The sequence below is a fragment of the Caulobacter sp. genome, from assembly GCF_049283275.1.
Lineage (GTDB): Bacteria > Pseudomonadota > Alphaproteobacteria > Caulobacterales > Caulobacteraceae > Caulobacter.
Genome location: NZ_JBAPVS010000103.1, coordinates 1 through 5,253, shown reverse-complemented (window position 1 = coordinate 5,253; position 5,253 = coordinate 1). Strand labels below are relative to the sequence as shown.

Sequence of the window (5,253 nt, the reverse complement as noted above, 5' to 3'; positions counted from 1 at the left end):
GCCCAACCTATCCTAGAACGCGTACTGGCTGCGCAGGTTGACCACCTGATAGTCCTGGCCCGCCTGCAGGCCGGCGGCGTCGAGGCGATCGACGCTGACATCCAGGTAGTCGAGCGAGAACTTGGTCACCGGGTTGGGGAACCAGTTCAGGCCGACCGACGAGATCTTCTGCTCGCCGCCGCGCACGCGGTCGGCCGCCAGGGTCGCCCGCTCATGATAGTTCAGGTCGGCGACGGAATAGCGCGCCGCCAGTTCCCAGGCGCCCCATTGGCCCTTCTTCGGGTCGAACCGCTTGTCGACGGCCGGGGCGTCGAAGGCGAAGTTGGTGGCGCTGTACTTGCGCGCCTCGCCGGTCAGCACCCACGAGCCCTCGACGTACCAGCCCTTGAACTTCGGATCGGTGACGCCGGCGGCCGGGTTGCGGCGGTCCAGCGTGATGTCGAAATATTCGCCCTCGATGAAGAAGTTCTTCTTCTGGGCGGCCAGTTCGACGCCGTAGTGGCGCGCGCCGGTCGAGTCGATCGCGCCCGACGAGATCAGCTGGGAGCCATCGACGCGCAGTTCCGGACGGTCGCTGACGGTGACGTTGTAGGGGCCGCCGACGGTGGCCTGGGCGGGGGTGACGATCTTGCTGGCGTTGGCGCCGATGTGGACCAGCCAGTCGTAGCCCTTGAACGGGATGAAGGCCACGCGGCCCAGATAGCCCAGCTGTTCGTCGTTGGTCGCCGCGTCGCCGGCCTTGGCGCCGGTGACGGCGCCCGAGATCAGGTAGCGTTCGCCGACCGTCTGGACCTGGAGGCCGATGCGCTTGTCGGCGCCGGCCAGGCCGCGCGAAAGCTCCGAGCTTGAGGGACGCTCGGGGAACAGCGAACCGTTGGTCGAGGCGACGTCAGCCAGGCCCATGTTCGGGGCGAAGGCGCCGACCTTCACCTTGAAGGGGGCGTAGTTGTACTGCAGCCACGCCTCCTGGAGCGTGCCGGAGCCGTCGGTTCCGGCGCCGCCGAAGTCGAGCAGGACGCTGTAGTCGAAATTCTTGAACACCTTGCCGTCGACGCCCAGCCGGGCCCGGCGGAAGTTGGTGCCGCTGTTGAGGTCGCGGCCGTTGGTGACCGAGGCCGGCAGGGGCTTGTCCTGATAGTACTGGGCCGCGTCCAGCTGCATCACGGCGTGGATGTTGGCGCTGAAGGCGCCGTCACCCGAGGCGATGGTCGGCTTGCCGCCGGCGATGCTGACCACGGTGGCGGCCTGGGCTGTGCGCACATCCTTCAGGCTGGCGGCGGTCGCGGCCTTCAGGTCGGCGATCTGGCCGGACAGGGCTTGAAGCTGAGCTTCAAGCGCCTCGATGCGGGCCTGCTGCTGTTCGGGCGTCTGGGCGGCCGTCTGGGCATGCGCCGCGCCGGTCATGGCCACAAGTGAGGCTCCGGCGATCAGGGCTGTGCGTAGGACGGTTTGAGTCTTGGTCATGGACTTCCCCTCTCGACGCCTGGTTCGGCGCCGGTGTGGATTGGGACAAAAGCCGATAAATCCTATGTGTGAAATAGAGATAAGGCCGCACGGCTTTGAGTTTTCCTTCAGCGCCTGGCTGAACGAAACGGCCAAGATACTGAAATATAAAACAAAATAGGGCCCGCGCCTAAGCGCGGGCCCTATTGATCAGTGTTCGTTGCATTCGCCCCTGGAGTCCAGGCGCCAAAATGTCGCTAGAACATCGCGCGGCCGGTCAGCTTGAGATTGTAGCGCTTCTGCTTCTTGGCCGCCTCGGCGTTGGCCTCGATCGCCAGATAGGACATCGACGTGCCGGCCCGCAGGGCCAGGCCCAGGGTCGCCGCGCCGTCCTTGTCGCCGGCCGCCGCCAGGGTGAAGGGCGAGCCGCCGCCGGCATACTGGGCCACGGTGTCGCCCATCTCGCCGGCCAGCAGTTGGCGATAGCCGAGCCGCACTTCCGGACGCCACCACATCTCGCGGCCGTAGTCGGCGCCGAAGACGACCCCGAGGTCGGCGGTCAGGCTGTCGGACTTGCGGCTGTGGACGATCTGGTCGAAGCCGTCGCCGCCGCCGGATTCCTTGCGCTCGCCTTCGTCCAGATAGAGATAGTCGACATAGATTTCGGGGCGGGCGAAGTAGCGGCCGCCGAACTTGGCCTCGTAGGCCGTGCCGGCGAAGGCGTTGAACATGTAGCCGTTCCACTTGGCGTTATTATGCCGTTGGACGTCGGCCGTGCCGTCGCCGTTCAGGTCGCCGGTGTTGAACGTCCGGTCGCCGTCGTACCAGCCGTAGCCGCCGCCGCCGCCGATGTTCATGCGCCAGCCGCCGATCGCCCGGCGCCAATAGGCGCCCAACTGGACGAAGTTGCCGGTGGTCTGTTCGCCCACCTTGGCGGCGATGTCGTGTTCCTCGATGCTGACATAGGCCAGGGTCAGGCCCAGGGCGCCGCCCGCGTCGCCCATGGCCTCATAGCCGCCGACGAAGCCGAAGGCCTGGGTGTCGGAACCCATGGTCTTGTCGGTGTCGCGCCGCACCAGGGTGTTGATCTCCTGGACCCACAGGCTGTCGGGTCCGTAGCGATCGCCCGGATCGGGTCGGAAGCTGGTGGCGACCGAGATCGCGTGGGTGGCGTCCTGCAGGGCCGAGAAGAAGCCTTCGCCCTGGCTGGGCAGCATCTGGTCGTAGAGCGCCAGGAAGCCGTCCTTGGTCGTCTGGCCCAGATAGGCCGTGGCGATGTCCTTGTCCTTGCCCAGCGCCGCGAGGGTCGCGGTATAGGCCGAGGCCTGGGCCTGGTTCATGCCGATCTCGGTGGACGAGCGGTTGCGGACGTCGAGATAGAGGTTGTTGCCGACGACCCGGCTGCCGGCCACGTACATGTAAGGCGCGTCGCCCAACAGCTCCTGGCCGATCGTGCCGGCGGTCAACGTGCCGCCGGTGATGACGTTGTAGCTGGTGGGTTCGGCGAGCAGGCTGGTCAGCCGCAGGCCCACCTGGGCGCCCGACGCGATGTTGACCGCGCCGGAAACCACCAGGTGGCTGTTCGTGCCCGCCGCGGGATCGGCGGTGAACACCAACTTGCTGGTCGCGCCCAGGTTCAGGCTGGTGGCGTTGATCGTCTCGGCGTTGGTCATGCTCAGCGAGCCGTTGGCGACATTGATCGCCAGCTGGCCGTCCGAATCGCGCAGGGCGCCCAGCATGACGCCGCCGCCGGTGATGTTCAGGGCGTCCGCGCCGGCCCCGAACGAGACGTCGCCGAGCACCACGCCGTTCTGGATGTTGAAGGTGTCAGCGCCCGAACCGAAGTTGACCGCGCCGAGGATGGACGGTTCGTCCGCGTCGTCCACGCCGTCGCCGTCGGCGTCCGCGTCGGCGATCCCGTCCTTCAGGTCGTCGCCGTCGCTGAGGCCGCTCTGGGTCAGGGTGACGCCGGTGGTGTTGGCGCTGACGTCGATGGCGATCGCCTTGCCGGTGATCAGCTCGTTGCTGGCCAGGGTGTCGGCGTCGTCCTTGTCGTCGGCGTCGTCGGTCGGCACGATCGAGGCCGAGATCCGGCCGGTGTTCTGAATGGTGGTCAGCGTGCCGGCTCTGTCGAGCACGCCATAGGCGCTGCCCTTCTCGCCGCCCACGGTGGCCGCGATCGTGCCGCCGTTGCGCAGCGTGGTCACGCTGGCGCCGGCGTCGATGGTCACGGCGCGCGCGTCGAATTGGCCCTCCGAGACGCTGAAGGTCGTGATCGAGCCGCGGTTCCACAGGGTCGGCGCGGTCGCGCCGGCCTTGAACTGCACGCCGGCGGCGGCGGCTTCATAGGCGGTGGAGGAGATCGTGCCGTCGTTCCGCACGCCGCCGGCGATGGTCGTGGCCTGGCCGGCATTGCCGCCGATCTGGATCGCGGTGGCGGCGACGCCGTCATAGACGCCGTTGGCGGTGACCCCGCCCTTGGTGAACAGGCCATAGGCGCTGTCGCCCGCGCCGACCGCGCCGATGGCGACCGAACGGGAGTCCGAGCCGATCAGCAGGGCCGGGGCCGAGCCAAAGGACGCCAGCGCCGCCGTGCCCTCGCTGGCGTCGGCGACGCCGTCGCCGTCCTCGTCGGTGTTGGCCGTGTCGGTGTCGGTGGGCGGGGCGTCGAGCAGCACGCCGCCGGCGACATTGGCGGTCACCCGCACGGCCGAACCGCCTTGCAGCAGGTCGTCGGCGTCGAGAATCCCGCGCAGCGTCGCGGTCGCCGGGCGCGTGGTGTAGCGATAGCCGGTCGTGGTGACCGCGGTCTGGACGACGAAGGCGCCGACGTCGCCGTCGATCGCCACGCCGACGGCGTTCAGGCCGGTCGTGGTCGTGGCGCCGTTGATCGCGACCTTGCCGGTCACCGGGCCGGCGACATGCACGCCGTAGATATCGTTGCCGGTGACGGTGATCGGGCCGCCGGTGGTCAGATTGCCCGCGATTCCGCTTTCCAGCGAGATGCCGGCCGAATTATTGCCCTCGATCGTGATCGCGCCGCCCGAGACGATGTCGCCGGTGAACACGCCGGGACCCTGCAGGCGCACGCCGTAGCGGCCCGCGCCCTTGGCGAACGGACCATCGACGTCGCCGTCCTTGTCGTCGTCGGCCGGGGTGTAGTCCTCGGTCAGGCTGATGGCGGCGTTGTTGATCAGCAAGCCCGTCGTGCCGCCCTGGATCAGGACGCCGGTCGAGTTGTCGACCCCGACGGAGGTCAGGCCGTTGCCGCCGAGCGTGACCTTGTTGTTGCTGTTCAGCGTGACCATCGGACCGGCGGTGGTCAGGGTGATGCCCCCGCCGGCGTCGATCTTCACGTCGTCAGGCGTGTTGGTGGACGAGGCCGTCGCGGTGGCGATCGGCGTCGTGCGAGCCGTGGTGATGACCGTCTCAGCATAAGCGCCGAACGCCATGGCCAGGAGAGGAGCGGTTGCGACTGTCGCGACCAGGACCTTGCGCTGCATTACGAACGACACCTCGGAGAGAAACCCAGACCCCAGATTGCGGCACGTTGCGGCGAAATTGCGGTGCTTTCCGCCATCGTCGTGCTTCTGAGCGTTTGACGGTCTATCGCAAGCCATCCCAGGGCGCCATATCTGGTTCGCCGAATCCTCCCTTCGTCGCAATCGAGCCTGCCGCATGCCGATGGCCTCGCCGTCCTCGTCAGCCCGTCACGACGGGCCGGTCAGCACGCCCCTGGGCCTGTGGGCCGCCGTGCTCGCGGGGCCCGGAGCCCTTCTGGCGCTGGCGGCGGCGGGCGCGGCCAACGCC

The 5,253-nt window shown here is 68.2% G+C and carries 2 protein-coding genes; both read right to left on the bottom strand.

Features of this window, described 5'->3' with window-relative positions; all coding sequences use genetic code 11:
- Positions 1-12: 12 nt before the first annotated feature.
- Positions 13-1,464 carry an OprO/OprP family phosphate-selective porin gene (locus tag WAL33_RS05025; protein WP_422179102.1) on the bottom strand — a complete coding sequence of 484 codons (1,452 nt, stop codon included), beginning with the start codon at positions 1,462-1,464 and terminating at the stop codon, positions 13-15.
- 236 nt (positions 1,465-1,700) lie between these two features.
- Entirely contained in the window at positions 1,701-4,946 is a 3,246-nt protein-coding gene (locus tag WAL33_RS05020) for an autotransporter domain-containing protein (RefSeq protein WP_422179100.1), read from the bottom strand.
- Positions 4,947-5,253 lie beyond the last annotated feature (307 nt).